The organism is Hymenobacter sp. BT18, from assembly GCF_012273015.1.
Lineage (GTDB): Bacteria > Bacteroidota > Bacteroidia > Cytophagales > Hymenobacteraceae > Hymenobacter > Hymenobacter lutimineralis.
On record NZ_CP050954.1, the window covers coordinates 1,289,144 to 1,306,717 of the forward strand.

Consider the following 17,574-nt stretch of genomic DNA (forward strand, 5'->3'; position numbering starts at 1 on the left):
AAAGGCCACAGTTCGGTACCTTTTTCGGATATTCCGGCGTTTATTGGCGGCCACGCTGGCTGCCTGCTTTGCTTTCTGACCTGATTTATGGCCGTAAAATTCTGGGAGAAACGTCCTGAGACGGAAACCCCCAAAAAACCCAAGAGTGCAGCCCGCGAGTGGGGCGACGCCATTCTGTTTGCTGTGGTAGCCGCTACGCTTATTCGTTGGGCCACCTTCGAGGCGTACACCATTCCGACGCCTTCCATGGAAAACTCCTTGCTCGTAGGCGACTACCTGTTTGTGAGCAAGCTGCACTACGGCCCCCGCACGCCCCAAACCCCGCTGCAGGTGCCGCTCACGCATCAAACCATCTGGGGCACCAACATCCCCAGCTACTCCGAAGCTATTCAGCTGACGGCGCGCCGTCTCCCCGGTTTTTCGGAGGTGAAGCGCAACGACGTAGTAGTGTTTAACGTGCCATTTGAGAAGCAGCATCCCGCCGACCTGCGCACCAACTACATCAAACGGTGCATAGGCGTAGCCGGCGACCAAATTGAGGTGCGCCAGTCGCAGGTGTACATCAATGGTAAGCCGGCCACCAACCCGCCGCACCTGCAAACCAGCTACTCGCTTTACACCGACGCGCCCATCCGGCCGGAGATATTTCAGGAGCAGGGCATCGTGGAGTACGACTCGCCCAACGGCGCCCCCATGCTGGGCTACGCCGGTGATACGGTGCTGTACAGCCCGGTGCATATGACCAAGGAAGCGGCCGACTTTATGCGCCAGCAACCTTACGTGAAGCGTTTGGTCGAGCAACGCTTGCCGGCCGGGGTGCCCGACCCCAGCGTGTTCCCGAACTCGGTAGACTTTCCGGCTCCCACCCCGCTCAGCGCCACTACCCGCCCCTGGAATGCCGACAACTACGGCCCGCTCCAGATTCCGAAGGAAGGCCAGACCGTGCAGATCACCCGGGAAAACGCTGGCATCTATTTCAAGATTGTGGGGCAGTACGAGCACACGCCCGGCATCACTTGGAAAGATGGCCTCATTTACCAGAATGGGCAGCCCCTCACGAGCTATACCTTTAAGCAGGACTACTACTTCATGATGGGCGACAACCGCCACAACTCCCAGGACTCCCGCTACTGGGGCTTTGTACCGGCCGACCACATTGTGGGCAAGGCCGTGCTCATCTGGCTTTCCGTAGACCCCAACGCGCCCAGCTTCTTCAGCAAGATTCGCTGGAACCGCCTGTTTCACCTGATCGACTAACGACGGAACCACGGATTCGCGCGGATTTTTCGGATTCCACGGATTTCGTGGACGATTCATTCCGCTCCTAAACACAAAAAAGCCTCGCATACTGCGAGGCTTTTTTTATTATGTGTCATCCTGAGCGCAGCGAAGGACCTTTTTACGTGGCAACAAGTCGTGCGGGCGTGAGAAGGTCCTTCGCTGTGCTCAGGATGACAAACTGAGTAGAGCAAATCGTCCCCAAAATCCGTGGAATCCGAAAAATCCGCGCGAATCCGTGGTTCCTCCTACCACACTATGGGCTCTTTGCCGTGCTGGGCGAGGTAGGCATTGGTTTGGTTGAAGGGGCGGGAACCGAAAAAGCCCCGGTCGGCAGCATAGGGCGACGGATGAGCCGCTTTCAATACCAAGTGCTTCTTGGCATCAATGATTTCGCCTTTCTTCTGGGCATAAGCGCCCCAGAGAATAAACACGACATGCTCCTTTTGCTCCGACACCTGTTGGATGGCGGCATCGGTAAATTGCTCCCACCCTTTCTTCTGGTGGGAGCCCGGCTCCCCGGCCCGCACGGTAAGTGTGGCATTCAGCAGTAGTACGCCTTGGCGGGCCCAGCGGTCCAGGTTGCCGTTGGGAGCCGGCGGGGTAGCCGGAATATCGTCCTGGAGTTCCTTAAAGATGTTTTGCAATGAGGGCGGGGTCCGCACGCCCTCGGCTACGGAGAACGACAAGCCATGCGCCTGGCCCCGGCCGTGGTAAGGGTCCTGGCCGAGAATCACCACCTTCACGGCGTTGAAGGGACAGGCCTCAAAAGCATGAAAAATCTGGGGGCCGGGCGGATACACGGTGGCCGTGGCGTACTCGCCCCGCAGGAAAGTGGTGAGGTGCTGAAAATATGGTTTTTCGAACTCCGGCTGCAAGGCCTTGCGCCAGCTTTCTTCTATCTTTACAGTCATTGGAAAAATCTTTCTGGGCGGATACGGTGGGCCGATGCGTTCGGACTTGCGTAAATAAACCAAATCCCGCATTCCAGTGTTATTTTCATTCCACCGAACCGCCTTGCCGTCATGAATACGATCAGTACGCAGGGAGTAACCGTGAGTGTTACGACCAACTACTTACCCGACTACTCCAGCCCCGGCCAGGAGCACTATGTGTTTGCGTACAAGATTGATATTCGCAACGATAGTGAGTACACCGTCAAGCTGCTGCGCCGCCATTGGTACATTTACGATGCCAACGGGGTAGTGCGCGAAGTGGAAGGCGAAGGCGTAGTAGGCCAGCAGCCGGTGCTGGAGCCCGGCGAGTCGCACCAGTACGTATCGGGGTGTAACCTCAAAACCGGCGTGGGCAAAATGCGGGGCACTTACCAGATGGAGCGCCTTGTGGATGGCAGCCACTTCGATGTGGATATTCCGGAGTTCACGCTCATCGTCCCGTTCCGGCTGAATTAGTTTAGTGGGGAATTAGGAACTTGGCTGACGTTTCCGGCAACGCGTCGTTGCCCGCCAGCCAACTACCGACGTTCTCAAGTCCCCGATTTCCTTGCTTTACCAGGTTCTCAGTTATTTCCGGTTCTACCTCCGCTCGGGGAATGCACATGGCCTGCATTCCCCGTTCGTTTTTGACCTCTACGCGCACGTCATCAACCACGATGGAGCGTTTGCAGCGTTTCCTGCCATCGAGCAGCGCCGCCGGGAGCTAAGCCAGAGTACGGAGGTACTTACCGTCCGGGATTTTGGAGCCGGGTCCCGCCTGGGCGCGGGCCGGCAGCGGCGCGTGCGCGATATTGCCCGCACCGCCGCCAAGCCACGCACACTAGCTCAGCTCCTATTTCGGTTGGTGAACTGGCGGCAGCCGCACACGGTGCTGGAGCTAGGCACTTCCTTAGGCCTTACCACCGCTTACCTGGCCGCCGCTTGTTCGCGGGCCCAGGTGCTGACCTTCGAAGGCTGCCCCGCCACGGCGTCGGTGGCCCGGCAAACGTTCCAGGAGCTCAAACTGAGCAATATTCAGCTTATCGAAGGCAACCTCGACGAAACCCTGGCCCCAGCCTTGGCCAAGCTAAGTGAGCCGCTGGATTTCGCTTTCTTCGACGGCAACCACCGCTTCGAGCCAACCATGCGCTACTTCGAGCAATGCCTTCAGCACCGCACCGATGAGAGCCTGTTTGTGCTGGACGATATTCATTGGTCCCAGGAAATGGAGCAGGCCTGGGCTGCTATCAAGCAGCATCCTGAGGTAACGCTCACCATTGACCTGTTTTACGTAGGCTTGGTTTTCTTTCGGAAGAAGCAGCCGAAGCAGCATTTCACGCTCCGCTTCAACCATGTAGTAGACAAGCTTCTGGAGCGCACGCGGCGGTTGTCGGCCTGAGAAACGTGTTATGGCGAGCTACGCGAAATCATCCGGCCAGAATCTACTTATCAAGTCTTCGAAATGAGAAAAGCCCCTACCGTCAGCATAGACGGTAGGGGCTTTCTGATTGTAGTAGCAGACTGAATTTGTTGAAAGCCGCTGGCTTTGCGTGGCTCACAACGAAGCGTACAACTTACCGTACAGCCTCCCGCACCCGCGTGAGCTTCACCAGCAAGTCTTCCAGCTGCTGCAGCGGGAGCATGTTGGCGCCGTCGGATTTGGCGGTGGCCGGCGTGGGGTGCGTTTCGATGAACAGCCCGTCAGCCCCTACGGCAATGGCGGCTTTGGCAATGGTTTCGATGAGCTGGGGCATGCCACCCGTCACGCCGCTGCTCTGGTTAGGCTTTTGCAGAGAGTGCGTCACATCCATTACTACGGGTACCCCGAAACTGCGCATGGCGGGCAGGTTGCGGAAGTCCACCACCAGATCGGAGTAGCCGAAGGAGTTGCCGCGGTCCGTCAGAATCACGTGCTCATTGCCCGACTGGCGCACTTTGTCCACCGCAAACTGCATGGCTTCCCCATTCAGGAACTGGCCTTTCTTGATGTTGACTACCTTCCCTGTCTGAGCGGCGGCAATCAGCAGGTCCGTCTGCCGGCACAAGAAGGCCGGGATTTGCAGCACGTCCACGTACTCGGCGGCCAGGGCAGCCTCATCCGACTCGTGAATATCGGTGACAGTGGGCACGCCGATTTCGCGGCCTACTTTCTGCAGAATCTTCAGCGCTTTTTCGTCGCCGATGCCCGTGAAGGAATCCAGGCGGGAACGGTTGGCCTTGCGGTAGGAGCCTTTGAAGATGTAGGGAATCTGCAGCTTATCGCAGAGCGTACGCACCTGCTCGGCAATCCGCAGGGCCATATCTTCCCCTTCAATTACGCAGGGCCCGGCCATCAGAAAAAACTGACCGGAGTTGGTATTGCGGAAGTGCGGCAGGGCGTTGGCGAGAGTTTCAATCATGGGTGCAGAAGCAAATGGGTAGTTTTCCAGCTATTATCTCTTCGTCAAACAAATAAACAGCTCCCGCCCTTGACGGGGTTTGAGCGAATTAGTGGCCGTTTCGAAATGCTTGAACTCGAAGTAGGGCGCAAAATACGACCGATACTCTTCCCGGGTGCCCCCGAAGGGTGGCCCGGGCTGACTGAACTCAGTATCGAAGAGCAAGCCCATGAGCGTGCCCCCGGGCCGGAGCAGGTGGGCGCACTGGCGGGCATAAGCAGGACGCAGAGCCGGATCCAGGGCGCAGAAGAACGTTTGCTCCACGATAAGATCGTAGGGCGGCAAGGGTTCCAGGGTAAAGAAGTCCTGCAACAGCAGATGGCCGGCCGGAAAGTCGGGGACGCGCTCCTGCAAGGCCTGCAGGGGCTCGGGCGCCACGTCGGCCACCACTACGTTGGGCCAGCCGTGCCGGTGCAGGTACTCGGCTTCGTAGGCGCGGCCCGCCCCGGGAATGAGGATACGACGCGCATCGGGCGGGCCCAGCTGGCTGAAATATTCCCGCAAAGGCGGCGTTATGGCTCCCGCATCCCAGCCGGTCTGGCCGAGGGCGTAACGCTGCTGCCAGTAAGCGGCATCAAGGACAGATTCAGTCGACATATTAGGGCAGGATTGTACCTTCGGACTTGCCCAGGTACAGAACTCCGTTATTTTTGCCTGAAGGTACTGCCCATCCCGGATTGTCCGGCCTCTCACCTAACTTCTTTCTAATGGAACAAAATCAAACCCCGGAGCCCAAGAACAACAGCCGCGTGCTGCTGATTGTCGCCCTTATTCTCGTGCTGCTGGGCATCAATGGCGTCCTTTTCTACATGAACCAGCAGAAAGGAAAACAGAATGAGCAACTCACGGCCGATGTGAAAGCCAAAGATGTAAAGCTGGAGGAGCAGATCAAGCAGTTTGAAGCCCTGAAAGCTGATTTTGAGCGCCAGAGCCAGGAAATGCAGGGCATGGGCTTAGCCAACGACTCCCTCAAGAACCGCATTGCCTCTATTAATGCCGACTTGCTGAAGCTGCGCTCCTTCCGGGCCGGTTCTTTCTCCATCACGGATCAGAAGCGCTTCCGTGACCGGGCCGCCAACTTCGAGCGCCAGCTGCGTGTGAAAGATGAGGAAATTGCCAAGCTGAAGGCCGACAACGAAGCCCTCTACACCGAAACAACGACGCTGAAAGAGCGTCAGAACAAGCTCACGGATACCATCAGCACTATTGCGCGCACCAACCAGGAGCTCAGCGAGAAAGTAAGCATTGCCTCGCGCCTGCAGGCTGAGAACATTCGGGTCAACGTCATCAACAGCCGCGGCAAGGAGAAAGACGATGAAAAGGATGAGTTTAAAGCCAAGCGCGTGGAGAAGGTGAAAATCAACTTCAACCTGGCCCGCAACGACGTAGCCCCCAAAGAAACCAAGCAGATTATGCTGCGCCTGATTGAGCCCGATGGCTCGGCGCTCTACAACCTGAGCACCGGCGGCGGCACTTTCATGGTAGATGGCGCCGAAGCCTTCTACACGTCCAAGCAGGAGTTGGTATTCGACAACACCAAGCAGAACATTCAGTTCGTGTACGCCAAAGGTGCAGAATACAAGCCCGGCCCCCACACCATCGAACTGTACGCCGACGGCTACCTGATTGGCACCACCAAATTCACGCTGAAGTAGGAGCCCCGGATTCGCGCGGATTTTGTAGCCGGCGCAATCTGCCAATAAAACAAAAAGCCTCGCACACTGCGAGGCTTTTTGTTTTGTAGCCCTGTCATCCTGAGCAGAGCCAAGGGCCTTCTTCCGTTGCAGCAAGTCGTGCGGGCGTGAGAAGGTCCTTCGCTTTGCTCAGGATGACAGATGATCAACAGGGCAGATGACCTACGCGAGCCTAACATTTGCGCCGGCTACAAAATCCGGGCAATCCGAAAAAGCCGCGCGAATCCGTGGTTCCATCGTTTAGCGGAACTGCTGTTCAAACTCGTCCAGCTTCTTGAGCGTGCCGCTGATATTTTCGGTGAACATCACCACGACCGAGCCATCGGGAGCCGTCTGCAAAGCGTGGTCAATGGCATCCATCTCATGTTCGATGTAGTTGATGGCCACGCCTGGGTTGTCGAGCTGCAGGCCGCGCGTCATCAACTCGCGCAATTCCTCTGCAGTTTTGCCGCGCAGGTCCCGGTCCTGGCGCAGAATGATTTCATCGAACATGCGGCCGGCTACACGGGCAAAGCTGAGCGTGTCTTCTTCGCGCCGGTCGCCCAGCCCTGATACCATCCCGATTTTACGCGTGGCGGGCGTTTCGCGCAGGAACTCCTCGAATTTCTCGATACCGTGCGCGTTGTGGGCGTAATCCACGATGACCTCAAACTTCGGGAACTTGTAGACGTTCATCCGGCCCGGGGTCTTCGTGCTGGAGGGCACAAACGTCCGCAGGGCAGTTTTGATTTCGTCCCGCTCGAAGCCGCACAAGTAGCCGGTAAGTGCCGTAGCCAGGGAGTTTTCGATGTTGAAGCGGGCCCGGCCACCAAAGGTCACGGGGAACTCCGCCGCGTGGTCGATGCGCAGCTTATACGAGTTCTTGTAAATGGTTACGTAGCCTTCCTCGTACACGGCAGCCACTCCCCCATTCTCCACGTGGTCAAGAATTCGCGGGTTGTTTTCGTCCATGCTGAACAAGGCGACGCGGCACTCCAGCTTTTCGCGCATGGCATACACCAGGTCGTCATCGGCATTGAGCACGGCCCAGCCGTTTTTGCGCACCGTGCGCGGCAGCACCCCCTTCACAGCCGCCATTTCCTCCACGGTGTGAATGTCGCGCATGCCCAGGTGGTCGGCGGCAACGTTGGTTACCACGGCAATGTCGCAGGTGTGGAAGCCCAGGCCGGAGCGTAGCATGCCGCCCCGAGCCGTTTCCAGCACGGCAAAGTTCACCGTGGGGTCTTTCAGCACAAACTCGGCACTCTGCCCACCGGTACAGTCACCTTTCTGCAGTTGCTTACCCTGAATGTAGATGCCGTCGGTAGTAGTGAAACCTACTTTATAGCCTTTAGAGGAAACCATGTGCGCAATGAGGCGCGTGGTAGTGGTTTTGCCGTTGGTGCCCGTAATGGCAATAATGGGAATACGGGCCGTACTACCCCGCGGGAACAGCATATCCACCACGGGGGCGGCTACGTTGCGCGGCAGCCCTTCGGTGGGCGCAATGTGCATCCGGAAGCCCGGGGCAGCATTTACCTCAATAACGGCCCCGCGCGTTTCATTCAGCGGAATGGCAATATCGTTGGTCAGCAGATCAATGCCGCAGATATCCAGGCCCACAATGCCGGCCACGCGCTCAGCCAGCAACACGTTGTAGGGGTCCACGATATCCGTCACGTCGGTGGCGGTGCCGCCCGTGCTGATATTGGCCGTGCTTTTCAGGTACAGCACCTGCCCGGCTGGCAGCACCGATTTTAAGGTCAGCCCCTGTCCTTTCAGGATATCCAGGGTGTGCTTGTCAGCCTTGATGCTCGTCAGCACCTTTTCGTGGCCTACCCCCCGGCGCGGGTCCTTGTTTACTTCTTCAATCAGCTGCTGAATGGTGCTGGTACCATCGCCTTTCACGGCGGCTGGGGTACGCTTGGCGGCGGCTACCAGCTTACCGTTCACCACCAGCAGACGGTAGTCGTCGCCCACGATGAACTGTTCCACAATCACGGCCCGGGAATACACCTGGGCGGCTTTCAGGCCGGCCACGGCGTCTTTCCAGTTGGTGATGTTGATGGTGGCCCCTTTGCCGTGGTTGCCATCCAGAGGCTTGGTTACGATAGGAAAGCCGAGGTCCTCAATGGCGTCGCGCAGGCCTGCCTCCGAGTATACAGTAGTGCCGTTGGGTACGGGTACGCCGGCGTTGCGGAGCAGGGCCTTGGTGCGGTTTTTATTGCCGGCCACTTCCACCCCGGCGTGTGAGGTGTAGCTGGTGGTGGTAGCCCAGATGCGCTTCTGGTTGCAGCCGTAGCCGAGCTGAATGATGCTGCTGTCCTGCAGCTGAATGTAGGGGATGTTGCGCGAGGCAGCTTCCGCAACAATGCTGTAGGTGCTGGGGCCGAAGAACTCTTCTTCCCGAATATCGTGCAGCTCGGCAATGATGGGCTTGATATCGACCTTCTGCTTACGACACAGGGCCTCTACAATTTCTACGGCGGCCTTGCCCGCCACGCGCCCGGCGCGCTCCTCCTGATAGGCAAATACCACGTAATCCACACCGGCTTCGTGCGCGGGGTACGACTTGCCCCAGTGTACCGTCATGCCCGCCAGGCGCTGCAGCTCCAGGGCTACGTGCTGCACGACGTGGCCCAGGGGCTCCCCATCGGCAAGCTGTTCCTGCGTGAGCGGAGGGTGCTTCAGTACTTGCTGGGAGGTGTAAGCCGTGAAAGTTTGGGGTTTGCCCAAGTCGGGCAGCAGTTTGGTGAGACGCTTATCGAGGCCCGGAAAAGCATTCGACCACTGATCGGCCAAATCTTCCAGGTCCACTTTCATCACAATAATCTTGTGGTGCTTCACCGACCAATAGCTCGGCCCGCGCATAGTGCGGAGGTCAACAATCTTCATATAAGCGAAAGAGGAAGAGAACAGGGTTTTGAGTGCCGTTGTACGGCCTACCGAAATGTAGGGATTCCCGTCCGAGAATCCTTCCTTCCTATTTTTTTCGCTTATTTTCTAATTAGCTGAGAGCAAGCAACCTTTATAAGACAAATAATTGATAGTGAACCTGCTAGCTTACTTGCAAAAAAAAGCCCCAACCGGGGCTAATCGGTTGGGGCACTCATCATAACTGCTGAAAACAGGAACAAGCAGGTAAGAAGAGGTGACGAGCGGATTCGAACCGCTGTAGGAGGTTTTGCAGACCTCTACCTAGCCACTCGGTCACGTCACCGGGCTTTGAGGTTGCAAACTTACAACCATAATGCGGCTTCTACCAAACCGCTACGCTGTTTTTCCGAGAGCGGGCGGTAAGTTATTGGCCGTGTGCCACAAAAAAAGCCCCGGCCTATGCCGGGGCTTTTCTTAAGCAGAGAAATAAGGCCGCTTAGGCGTTCTTCTTCTCGTCAGCCGTTTCGTCGGCTTTGTCGTCGCTCGACAGGGCATTTTTCACCGTGTCTACTACGTCGCCAGCTACTTCCTTAGCTTTCTCCACGATGCCAGAGTGCGAAGCGGCGTCTACTACGTCGCCAGCAACTTCGGTCACCTTGTCGAAAGCGGCCGAAGCGGCCACAGCCACAGCCGCCAGGATGCCACCTTCTTCGGCAGCGGGCGCCTTCTTGTCGGCCTGCGTCTTCAGCTTCTGCTCACCAGCCTCACGCTCGTTGCCCATCATCTTGTCGCGCAGGGCGCTCAAAGCATCCAGGTCGCCGAGGGTTGACTTCTCAGCAGCAGCGGGCTTCTTCAGGTCGCTTAGCTTGCCTTCGCCCTGAGCGGCAGCAGCGCCGGCAGCGGGCTTCTTCTTCGCGAACTTGGCGTTGCGGCTATCTTCTTCCGCCTGCTGGTTGTAAGCAGCCGAGTGCGACAGCACGATACGACGGTCGTCCTTGGAGAATTCCACCACGCGGAAGTCCAGCGTTTCGCCGTTCTCAGCCTGCGAGCCGTCTTCTTTGGCCAGCGACTTAGGATAAGCGAAGCCTTCGATGCCGTAGGGCAGCTCCAGCACGGCACCGCGGTCGGTTTTCTCCGTGATGGTAGCCTTGTGCACCGAGCCAGGAGTGAACACCGTCTGGAACGTATCCCAGGGGTTTTCTTCCAGCTGCTTGTGGCCCAGGGCCAGGCGGCGGTTGTTTACGTCCAGTTCCAGAACTACTACGTCCAGACGGTCGCCAACTTTCACCACTTCCGAAGGGTGTTTCACCTTCTTGGTCCACGACAGGTCGGAAACGTGCACGAGGCCGTCAACGCCTTCTTCCAGCTCTACGAACAGGCCGAAGTTGGTGAGGTTACGCACGAGGCCGTTGTGCTTGGTACCCACGGCGTACTTCGAGCCGAAGTCGCCACGCGTCCAAGGGTCTTCGCTCAGCTGCTTGATGCCGAGGCTCATCTTGCGGTCTTCGCGGTCGAGGGTCAGGATCTGCGCCTCTACTACGTCGCCCTGCTTGATGAAGTCCTGCGGGTTGCGCAGGTGCTGGCTCCAAGACATTTCCGAAACGTGGATCAGGCCTTCTACGCCGGGCACGATTTCCATGAACGCACCGTAGTCGGCCACGTTCACGATGCGACCCTGCACTTTCGAGCCGGGCTGCAGGTCCTGGGGCAGCGAATCCCATGGGTGGGGCGTCAGCTGCTTCAGGCCGAGGGAAATACGCTTCTTGGCTTCGTCGAAGTCCAGCACAACGATGTTGAGCTTCTGGTCGAGCTGCAGAACCTCCGAGGGGTGCGCAATGCGGCCCCACGAAATGTCGGTGATGTGCAGCAGGCCGTCTACGCCGCCGAGGTCGATGAACACACCGAAGTTGGTCATGTTCTTGATAACGCCCTCGAGGATCTGACCTTTCTCCAGGTTGTTGAGGATGGCTTCGCGCTGCTTCTCGAGGTCTTTCTCGATCAGGACTTTGTGCGAAACTACCACGTTGTCGAAAGCAGCGTTGATTTTCACCACTTTCACTTCCATGCGACGACCCACGTAGATGTCGAAGTCACGGATAGGCTTCACGTCAATCTGCGAGCCGGGCAGGAAGGCTTCTACGCCATCCAGGTCCATGATCAGACCACCTTTGGTACGACGCTTTACCACGCCTTCCAGCACGGTGTCGTTTTCCAGGGCATCGTAAATAGCCTTCCAAGCCTGCTTGATCTTCGCCTTCTTGCGCGACAGGATCAGCTGACCGTTCTGGTCTTCCTGGTCTTCAATGAACACCTCAACCTCGTCACCAACTTTGAGGTCGGTCAGGTCGCGGAATTCGGAGAGGGGCACCAGGCCATCGGATTTGAAGCCGATGTTGAGGATAACGTCGCGGTCGGTGATGCCCACCACGATGCCTTTTACTACTTCTTCTTCCTGTACCGTCGTGAGGGTCTCACCGTACATCTGCTCCATTTCGGCGCGCTGCTCGGCGGTATAGTTACCTCCGAAGCTATTCGCTCCGACGTTGTCCCAGTCGAAGTTGTCAACTACTTCTGCCATGATAGTATGCAGTGGCCCTCGTATACACGTCCAGCGCAGGGCCCGCCTCCGGAACGCGTTTTTGTTTGATACACAGCGCACTTACGCCGGCCCGCCACCCTGGCGGGGGCGCAAAGATACGGAATTTAGGGGAGAGTTACGACGCTGTTTACAAGACCAGACGTAGCGGCTGAGAACAAAAAAACCTCACTTTCCAGTGAGGCTTTACTGTGCCGGATTTTCCAGTCTTTCCCATGGTGTGAGTTTAACCCGCTGCTTGCGCAAACAAATGACTGGGGATGTGGCTTTTGTGCTGCCGATACTCCCGGGGCGACAGGTGCGAGAAGGTGCGAAAGGTCCTGCTAAAGTGAGCCTGATCGGTGAACTGGCAGGCATGCGCAATGGCGGTGAGTGAAAGCTCTGTGGTGTGCATCAGTTCCACGGAATACCGATATTTCTGGTACAGTAGGGTCTGCTCGGCGTTCATCCCCGTGAGGGCCTGCAGCTTGCGCGTGAGGTGCCGGGGCGAAAAGCACAGCTGGTCGGCTAGGGCGGGCACCGTGAGGCCGGAAGTAGCGGGCGTAGTGAGGTACTGGTTCAAAAACTGTTCCTGCGGCGTGACCTGGGGCAGGCGCGACAGGAGCCACTGCTGCCCGAGCGCCACCCGCCCGGCAAAGGAAGGCTGCACCATCAGCTGCTCCCACAAGTTGCGCACGTGCGGATGCACTAGCGTCAGGTCCAGGCACTGGTTCACAAAATCGGACGCTTCAACTCGGAACAGACTCATCGCCACTGTGGGGCTGAGCACCATTCCGAACATGGTGTGCCGTTGCGGAAGCTGCATCTGAATCGGCAGGGAGTTGAAGCCGCTCAGCATGCAGCTTGGTATTGGAAAGCGCTGGGCGTTAATCTGAGCGGTTAGCGGCGCCCAATCGTTTAGATTGAAGATGAGCTCTACCGTTCCTTTTGGGATAATAGTTTCGTGGCCTTCGGTCAACTCCTGCCGTTCTACCTGCCAGCAATTTTGCAGGGTACCATGCAGGGGCGAATGGGACGGAATCTGGTAGTAATACTCCATGACTAAGGGGAACCGCGCTGCCGCTGGCGGCTGAACTACATCTACAAAATACACCGTTTTCTTTCAGAATACTCTAGAGCCGGAGAATACCTCTCTATTGCTACAAACAGCCAGCCCTACACACGCGAAGCTGGCGGTTGGCGGGCTGGCCTTAGCCAAGCAGTCGGTCGACCAGTATCGAACTGAGCGCGCCCGCAGTCACTAGCCAAAAGAGTTGGTTAAACCGGGCCTGCTGGCGCAGTAGCTGGTCCGCCCGTGGAGAACAGCCCTGCACGCCAACGGGCGCCTCACACGCAAGCAGCCGGGCTAGTACCAGCAGCAGACGCCGCAGGTTAGCGGGGCGAGTGAGCGTAGTAAAAACAGCAGAAGGACGCATGATGTACCGGTGCAAGTCCAAGGAAAAACAGTTCAAGCTGGCCCACCACAGGGCCCGATTTTTACTTCCCCATTGGTGCGGGGGCATTGGCAAACTTGCGGTACTTGCCCATGAGTCTGCCCACGCGGTACGTGGTAGGAATGATGACCTTGCGCACGAAGGCGGGAATACTAGGTAGGCTGTACTCGCTGGCATAACGCGTGATCAGGAAAGCCGCATCAAACCGCTCGGGCTCTAGCTTTCCTACTTTGCGCTGAGCTGCATAAATGGCGGACAGAAAGAAGACGATGGTGTTGGCTGGCTTGACCCACCCCTGGCAGTTGAGAATGTCGTCGCCGGCGTTCCAGAAGCGGTGAGCTACGCCGCGCTTAAATATCACCGTTTCCCCGGCCTCGGCAAACTGCTCGGGCTCACCCAGGATCTGGTAGCCGATGCGGCCTTTAATTACGGTCAGGCCTTCGTCCTGCAGGTGGTGAACGTGCATCAGCGGCCCCATGCCGGGGGCCACAAAGTTTTCGACCAGGAGCCGGTCGCCATCGGGCTCGGGCACTAATTTTTGGAAGATTAGGGTTTCACCAAGGCCATTGTCGATGGTGAGGGGCAAGGAGGTTTTCATAGCACAGTAGGGTTGTAGAGTGGATGTGCTACAAAGGTCATCGACCAAGCTCCGGATTACTTGTATTTAACGGACATTCATTCTGTGTCATCCCGGAGAGTATCCCTACTAACCGATCTATACCGTTAGAACAGAAATAAAAAAGAGCGACAACCTGGGTTGTCGCTCTTTTTTGTTTCTGGGTTTCCAGAGGCGCTTACCGCCGCCCCAACTCCCGCAAATGGGCTACGTGCGAGGCTACGGCGTAGCGCATTTTGGGGTACTCGTGGTACTCGATGTTGAACTCCTCGCACATCTGGCGGATGATTTTATTCAGCGCCGGGTAATGCACGTGGGAGATGGTGGGGAACAAATGGTGCTCCACCTGGAAGTTGAGGCCGCCTACGAGCCAGCTGATGAGCTTGCTGTCGGTAGCAAAGTTGGCGGTGGTTTTGATCTGGTGGATGGCCCACTCGTCCTCAATCTTGCGGGTGGTTTCGTGGGGCACGACAAAGTCGGTGTGCTCAACGGTGTGGGCCAGCTGAAACACAATGCTGAGCGTGAAGCCCGCCACGCAGGCAAAGGCCACGAAGCCAATCAGCCAGCTCCAGAAACCTACGGTATAGATGGGCAGGGCTACAAACAGGCCCAAGTGCAGCACCTTAAAGCCCCAGAACACGCCCTGGTCGGTAGCTGACATTTTCTTGATGGGCATTTCGCCGATTTTGCCCTTGAAATACTTCTGGTAGTCCATGAAGAAAATCCAGGCAATGAACAGCAGGGCGTAGAAAAACCAGAAATACAGATGCTGAAAGCGGTGCAGAAAGCGGCGGGGCTGCTCGGGGCTGAGGCGCAGCCAGGGCTGGGCATCGAGGTCATCGTCCACGCCTTCCACGTTGGTGTACATGTGGTGGATGAGGTTGTGCTTCATGTTCCACATGAAAGAATTCCCCCCCATCACGTTCAACGTGAAGGCCGCAAACTGATTGATGAACTTCGACTTGCTAAAGGACCCGTGGGCCCCGTCGTGCATGACGTTGAAGCCAATAGCAGCTCCAATAAGACCCAGCAGAATGCACTCGCCAACGGCCAAAAGGGCGGGCGGTGTCCAGAATACCAAGTGCAGATATACAGCTACAAAAGCCGTAGTCAGCAACAGAGCTTTGAAGAACAGGGTTTTACCGCCGGTGGTCGATTTACCGGCTTCCTGGAAATAGGCGTTGGTGCGGCGCTTCAGCTCCTGATGAAAGGAGCGGGACGCAGAGAATTTGGGTGGCTGCATGAAAACAAAGGGAAAAGAAACGGCGGCAAAGGTACCGTCATCTACGGCGCCGACCTCGCCAAAGGATTGAAAGTGCCGGATTTTATAAAGGCTACTAGCTAGGCGCCGGAGTCTCTTGGTAGCTTACCGACAGGAATGGTGCCAGAATGGTTCAGCGGGGACTTTGGGCCTGGTGCTCCTGATCAGGATAAGAGCCGCTTTAGCTAGCGCTGGTTACTTTGCGGCTACTTCGCCCCCATTTGGTAGTGGCAGGCCCGGCCGTAGCAAACCCCGCAGTTCCCGGAGGGGCACAAACAGCCGGACTTCGCCAAATGCATACGCCGCTACTTCGTAGGGCACGTAGATAAACTCCGCGCCCCCGCTCGTGAGGTACACGTTGTGCGTGACGGGCAGAGTTTCGTCAAAAAGAACTTCAGAAAGCGAAGCGTCGGGGGCCAGATGGTAAGCCCGCCGCAACGCGGCCGCCAACAAAGGCTGCAGCTTGACCTCGGCGTCGGGCCGGAAAATGGCCTCGTAGGTAAGGCGGCGGCCCGTGCGTGTATCGAAACTGGCCGCGGTGGTACCGTAGTTGCCATGGGCGCCGCCCGTGAAGCTATAGGTGTAGAAACCCAGGCTCAGGAGTGGGGCTTGGTTCCAGAGCACGTGGGTGAGATGTTGCTCCTCGTAGTTCAGCCCAATACCAAACGCCGGATAATCAGTAGAGTCGCCGGGGGTGGGCTGCAGGGCGGCCATGTCCTGGCGGTAGTCCTGGGCGTGGGTGCGTCGCAACTCCTTCCAGTAAGCAGCCAGTGGAGGCACGGGTAAATCGGGCAAGGTGTCCCCGCGTAGGCCACGGACCACCTGCGCTGCTAAAGCCGGCGCCGCCTTCCCGGCTACAACAGGCTCCAAGGCCAGCACGCTCAGGCGGGCCCGGGGCGAGTTTTTCAGCTTCGGGAAGGCCACTACGGAATCCTGCAGGAAGATGCTGCGAAAGGCGAGGCTGCCAGCCGGGCGCGCCAGCCGCAGCCGCACGGGCTTTCCGTTCCACGTCCCGGTTAGTCCGTGGCCTTGCCGCCGCAGCCGCCATACAGGTCCATCGGCACCCAGCGTAGGCGCATGCTCAGGGCTGAAATCAACTAGTACTACGCTATCTGGCGAAGCGCTGCTCCGCCCGCCCAGCTGAAAGGGCTGGCCGTTGGAGCCGGCGTAGCAGCCTAGCATCCCTTCCGTTTCGGTGTCGCCAGGAAGGCTTGGCCAGGTGTGCAGGTGCAGGGTAATCGAGTCGGGTGAGCCGGGAAGCACGCCCCGATACTGAGCATACGTGGCTCCCGGGGTGTCGGCGGAGCTAGCAGAGCCGGGTGTAGTGGCCGCTGGGCGGGTAGTACTGGCTTGGTCGGTGTCGGTGGAGCGGGACCTGCAGGACAGTACAGCCAGACTCAGCGCCCCGAGCAGGGAAAAGCGGATAATTGCCATAGTCCTGCAAACGTACATAACCTGGATGTAGCGCCCGTAACCTCCACACTGTACAAAATACGGGGCTCAGCTGTCCAGCTCCGAGCTACCCTCGTATGTAGCAACACAAGTATCCTTTTTACACCTTTTTGCCAAGCACCTCATGAGCTATATCACCGCCGGCCGCGACGCCAATGGCCACGAAGTAAAACTCCACTACGTTGATCAGGGCCAGGGCGACCCGATAGTCCTGATTCACGGCTGGCCCGCTTCCCACGAAATGTGGGAGTACCAGCTGGCCGAACTACCCAAGCACGGCCACCGCGTGGTGGCCTACACCCGCCGCGGCTTTGGCAACTCCACCAAAACCTGGGAGGGCTACGATTACGATACCTTCGCCGATGACTTGAAAGCAGTGCTGGATGAGCTGGACCTGCAAAATGTGACGCTCGTGGGCTTTTCTATGGGTGGCGGCGAGGTAGCGCGCTACATGAGCCGCCACGGCGGGGCCCGGGTAGCGCGGGTAGCTTTTGTAGCGGCCGTAACGCCCTTCCTGCTGCAGACCGACGATAACCCTGACGGTGCCCCCAAAGCCAACTTCGATAAGATGGTGGATGGCATCCACAAGGACCGGTTCGACTTCCTGGCTACGTTCGGCAAGCAGTTTTTTGGGGTGGGCACCATCAGCCACCCCGTCAGCAATGCCACCCTGGACTGGATGCAGGCCATGTGTCAGATAGCCTCGCCCCGGGCTACCGAGCAGTGCGTGTACGCCTTTGCCGCTACTGACTTTCGTCAGGACTTAAAGACCATCAAGGTACCCGCCCTGGTTATTCACGGCAGCAGCGACGCCACGGTGCCACCCGCCGTAAGTGGGGAACGAATGACCCAGTTTGTCCCCCACGCCCAGTTTGTGGAGTACAGCGGTGCTCCACACGGCTTGTTTATCACGGAGAAAGACCGGCTCAACCACGACCTGCTGCAGTTCGTGGGCGGCACCAAGGTCACCAACTCTAATGCCTTCTCCCTGTAGTTAGCCCATCCTGCTGGCCCC

14 protein-coding genes and 1 tRNA gene are annotated in these 17,574 nt (G+C 57.8%); 5 read left to right on the forward strand and 10 right to left on the reverse strand.

Annotated features, from left to right (window positions below):
- The first annotated feature begins 87 nt into the window (after window positions 1-87).
- A complete protein-coding gene (gene lepB / locus HER32_RS05320) occupies window positions 88-1,257 on the forward strand; it encodes a signal peptidase I (RefSeq protein WP_168681056.1) in 1,170 nt (389 codons plus the stop codon).
- Between the two features lie 269 nt (window positions 1,258-1,526).
- Here the strand turns inward: lepB and HER32_RS05325 are convergent, their stop codons facing one another.
- Window positions 1,527-2,192 (reverse strand): uracil-DNA glycosylase, encoded by a 666-nt coding sequence (locus HER32_RS05325; protein WP_168681058.1) that lies wholly within the window; start codon window positions 2,190-2,192, stop codon window positions 1,527-1,529.
- A 111-nt stretch (window positions 2,193-2,303) separates the two neighbouring features.
- Between HER32_RS05325 and apaG the strand changes: the two genes are divergently transcribed.
- Complete coding sequence (apaG, locus tag HER32_RS05330; RefSeq protein ID WP_149072751.1) at window positions 2,304-2,690, forward strand: Co2+/Mg2+ efflux protein ApaG; 387 nt, start codon at window positions 2,304-2,306, stop codon at window positions 2,688-2,690.
- Between the two features lie 91 nt (window positions 2,691-2,781).
- Window positions 2,782-3,612, forward strand: a complete 831-nt coding sequence (locus HER32_RS05335; protein WP_168681060.1) for an O-methyltransferase — start codon at window positions 2,782-2,784, stop codon at window positions 3,610-3,612.
- Window positions 3,613-3,787: 175 nt separating this feature from the next.
- On the opposite strand, the gene kdsA is transcribed toward HER32_RS05335, so the two are convergent.
- Window positions 3,788-4,612, reverse strand: a complete 825-nt coding sequence (gene kdsA, locus HER32_RS05340; RefSeq protein WP_149072749.1) for a 3-deoxy-8-phosphooctulonate synthase — start codon at window positions 4,610-4,612, stop codon at window positions 3,788-3,790.
- A gap of 33 nt (window positions 4,613-4,645) precedes the next feature.
- Window positions 4,646-5,248 carry a methyltransferase domain-containing protein gene (locus tag HER32_RS05345; RefSeq protein ID WP_168681062.1) on the reverse strand — a complete coding sequence of 201 codons (603 nt, stop codon included), beginning with the start codon at window positions 5,246-5,248 and terminating at the stop codon, window positions 4,646-4,648.
- Window positions 5,249-5,358: 110 nt separating this feature from the next.
- On the opposite strand from HER32_RS05345, the gene HER32_RS05350 reads away from it, so the two are divergent.
- The gene (locus HER32_RS05350) at window positions 5,359-6,306 is read left to right on the forward strand and encodes a hypothetical protein (RefSeq protein WP_149072747.1); all 948 of its coding nucleotides are present in this window, start codon (window positions 5,359-5,361) and stop codon (window positions 6,304-6,306) included.
- 279 nt (window positions 6,307-6,585) lie between these two features.
- On the opposite strand, the gene cphA is transcribed toward HER32_RS05350, so the two are convergent.
- The 7 genes from cphA to HER32_RS05385 all read right to left on the reverse strand — a co-directional run bounded on the left by cphA (window position 6,586) and on the right by HER32_RS05385 (window position 16,541).
- Window positions 6,586-9,219 (reverse strand): cyanophycin synthetase, encoded by a 2,634-nt coding sequence (gene cphA, locus HER32_RS05355; RefSeq protein ID WP_168681064.1) that lies wholly within the window; start codon window positions 9,217-9,219, stop codon window positions 6,586-6,588.
- 254 nt (window positions 9,220-9,473) lie between these two features.
- Window positions 9,474-9,544, reverse strand: a tRNA-Cys gene (locus HER32_RS05360).
- Window positions 9,545-9,697: 153 nt separating this feature from the next.
- Window positions 9,698-11,779: a 30S ribosomal protein S1 gene (rpsA, locus tag HER32_RS05365; protein WP_232066394.1), complete on the reverse strand. Its 2,082-nt coding sequence runs from the start codon at window positions 11,777-11,779 to the stop codon at window positions 9,698-9,700.
- A gap of 244 nt (window positions 11,780-12,023) precedes the next feature.
- On the reverse strand, window positions 12,024-12,836 hold the full coding sequence (locus HER32_RS05370; RefSeq protein ID WP_168681066.1) for a helix-turn-helix transcriptional regulator: 813 nt from the start codon (window positions 12,834-12,836) through the stop codon (window positions 12,024-12,026).
- Window positions 12,837-13,273: 437 nt separating this feature from the next.
- The gene (locus HER32_RS05375; protein ID WP_168681068.1) at window positions 13,274-13,828 is read right to left on the reverse strand and encodes a cupin domain-containing protein; all 555 of its coding nucleotides are present in this window, start codon (window positions 13,826-13,828) and stop codon (window positions 13,274-13,276) included.
- A 196-nt stretch (window positions 13,829-14,024) separates the two neighbouring features.
- Window positions 14,025-15,089, reverse strand: a complete 1,065-nt coding sequence (locus tag HER32_RS05380) for a fatty acid desaturase family protein (RefSeq protein WP_168681070.1) — start codon at window positions 15,087-15,089, stop codon at window positions 14,025-14,027.
- Between the two features lie 213 nt (window positions 15,090-15,302).
- Window positions 15,303-16,541, reverse strand: coding sequence for a DUF3298 and DUF4163 domain-containing protein (locus tag HER32_RS05385; RefSeq protein ID WP_168681071.1), 1,239 nt, complete (start codon window positions 16,539-16,541; stop codon window positions 15,303-15,305).
- Between the two features lie 142 nt (window positions 16,542-16,683).
- Here HER32_RS05385 and HER32_RS05390 point away from each other — a divergent pair, with 142 nt between their 5' ends.
- Window positions 16,684-17,553, forward strand: a complete 870-nt coding sequence (locus HER32_RS05390) for an alpha/beta fold hydrolase (protein ID WP_168681072.1) — start codon at window positions 16,684-16,686, stop codon at window positions 17,551-17,553.
- Window positions 17,554-17,574: the final 21 nt, after the last annotated feature.

Excerpts from the sequence above, each read along its gene's own strand:
- kdsA (WP_149072749.1), bottom strand. The coding sequence starts at position 4,612 with ATGATTGAAACTCTCGCCAACGCCCTGCCGCACTTCCGCAATACCAAC.
- rpsA (WP_232066394.1), bottom strand. The coding sequence starts at position 11,779 with ATGGCAGAAGTAGTTGACAACTTCGACTGGGACAACGTCGGAGCGAAT.
- lepB (WP_168681056.1), top strand. The coding sequence starts at position 88 with ATGGCCGTAAAATTCTGGGAGAAACGTCCTGAGACGGAAACCCCCAAA.
- HER32_RS05345 (WP_168681062.1), bottom strand. The coding sequence starts at position 5,248 with ATGTCGACTGAATCTGTCCTTGATGCCGCTTACTGGCAGCAGCGTTAC.
- apaG (WP_149072751.1), top strand. The coding sequence starts at position 2,304 with ATGAATACGATCAGTACGCAGGGAGTAACCGTGAGTGTTACGACCAAC.
- HER32_RS05385 (WP_168681071.1), bottom strand. The coding sequence starts at position 16,541 with ATGGCAATTATCCGCTTTTCCCTGCTCGGGGCGCTGAGTCTGGCTGTA.
- HER32_RS05390 (WP_168681072.1), top strand. The coding sequence starts at position 16,684 with ATGAGCTATATCACCGCCGGCCGCGACGCCAATGGCCACGAAGTAAAA.
- HER32_RS05370 (WP_168681066.1), bottom strand. The coding sequence starts at position 12,836 with ATGGAGTATTACTACCAGATTCCGTCCCATTCGCCCCTGCATGGTACC.
- cphA (WP_168681064.1), bottom strand. The coding sequence starts at position 9,219 with ATGAAGATTGTTGACCTCCGCACTATGCGCGGGCCGAGCTATTGGTCG.
- HER32_RS05380 (WP_168681070.1), bottom strand. The coding sequence starts at position 15,089 with ATGCAGCCACCCAAATTCTCTGCGTCCCGCTCCTTTCATCAGGAGCTG.
- HER32_RS05375 (WP_168681068.1), bottom strand. The coding sequence starts at position 13,828 with ATGAAAACCTCCTTGCCCCTCACCATCGACAATGGCCTTGGTGAAACC.
- HER32_RS05325 (WP_168681058.1), bottom strand. The coding sequence starts at position 2,192 with ATGACTGTAAAGATAGAAGAAAGCTGGCGCAAGGCCTTGCAGCCGGAG.
- HER32_RS05350 (WP_149072747.1), top strand. The coding sequence starts at position 5,359 with ATGGAACAAAATCAAACCCCGGAGCCCAAGAACAACAGCCGCGTGCTG.